Below are 776 nucleotides of genomic sequence, written 5' to 3' on the forward strand. Positions count from 1 at the left end.
TGCAATAAATCTACAAATCTTGGACATACTGATACTACTAATCTAAAGAAGGTGCGTGATTGGTATGGAAAAGGAAAATTTATTCAAATGGAAACATTATCAGCCTGATATTATTTTGTTAACGGTAAGATGGTACCTACGGTACAACCTCAGTTTTCGTGATTTAGTGGAAATGATGGAGGAACGGGGCTTATCCATTTCTCATACAACGATTATGCGTTGGGTTCATCAGTACGGTCCTGAATTGGACAAACGAATCYGAMGTCACCTTAAACAAACAAATGACTCCTGGAGAGTCGATGAAACATATATCAAAGTAAAAGGTCAATGGATGTACCTGTATCGTGCTGTTGATTCAAAAGGAAATACAATCGATTTTTACCTAAGCAAAACAAGAGAYCAGAAGGCTGCAAAGCACTTTTTCAAGAAGGCCTTGCAGTCTTTTCATGTTTCAAAACCTCGTGTTATAACAGTCGATAAAAATCCAGMTTATCCYATTGCAATTGAACAGTTGAAAAAAGAAAAAAGCATACCTGGTGGTATGCKACTTAGACAACAAAAGTACTTGAATAACATAGTAGAACAAGATCATCGTTTTATAAAGAAGCGAATTCGTTCTATGCTAGGGTTCAAATGTTTTGACACAGCTACATCCATTCTTTCTGGAGTAGAAGTCATGCATATGATTAAAAAAGAACAGGTTGATTTACGGGACCAGTCTGTCCAAAATCAAAAAGAATTCATCCATCAATTGTTTGGGCTTGCGGCATAAGATA

General features: G+C 36.5%; 1 protein-coding gene. It reads left to right on the forward strand.

Going from position 1 to position 776, the window contains the following annotated elements; genetic code table 11:
* Window positions 1-64 precede the first annotated feature (64 nt).
* The gene (locus AC1DS7_RS28825) at window positions 65-772 is read left to right on the forward strand and encodes an IS6 family transposase (protein WP_476999403.1); all 708 of its coding nucleotides are present in this window, start codon (window positions 65-67) and stop codon (window positions 770-772) included.
* Window positions 773-776: the final 4 nt, after the last annotated feature.

Source organism: Bacillus sp. P4_E1 (assembly GCF_056401715.1).